Source organism: Tenebrionibacter intestinalis (genome assembly GCF_016632365.1).
Lineage (GTDB): Bacteria > Pseudomonadota > Gammaproteobacteria > Enterobacterales > Enterobacteriaceae > Tenebrionibacter > Tenebrionibacter intestinalis.
In genome coordinates this window covers 1-378 of sequence record NZ_JAEPBH010000188.1, presented here as the reverse complement: position 1 = coordinate 378, position 378 = coordinate 1, and the positions used below count along the sequence as shown (strand labels likewise).

Below are 378 nucleotides of genomic sequence, written 5' to 3'. Positions count from 1 at the left end.
GGCTACCATGAGCAAACGCTGATACGCGAGCAAATCACCCGCGCTACCGGCCAGCGCTACCTGGACGGGCAGCGCAGCGACGAAGCGCAGTACCGGATGCTGATGGACAACGGCATCGCCTTTGCGCGGCAGTACGGCCTGGCGCCGGGCGTGGCGCTCACGGCAGAGCAGATGGCGCAACTGACCACCTCCATCGTCTGGCTGGTGACGCAGACCGTGACCCTGCCGGACGGCGCCACCGAACAGGTGCTGGCGCCGCAGGTGTACCTGAAGGTGAAGCAGAGCGCGGTGAGCGGCAACGGCACGCTGCTTGCGGGCAACCGGGTGATATCTGAGAGCACAGGCGAGGTGAACAACAGCGGGACGATTGCCGGGCGC

The 378-nt window shown here is 66.7% G+C and carries 1 protein-coding gene; it reads left to right on the top strand.

Annotated features, from left to right (window positions below):
* A partial coding sequence (locus JJB97_RS18420; RefSeq protein WP_238715539.1) for a hypothetical protein occupies positions 1-378 on the top strand: 378 nt, incomplete at both ends.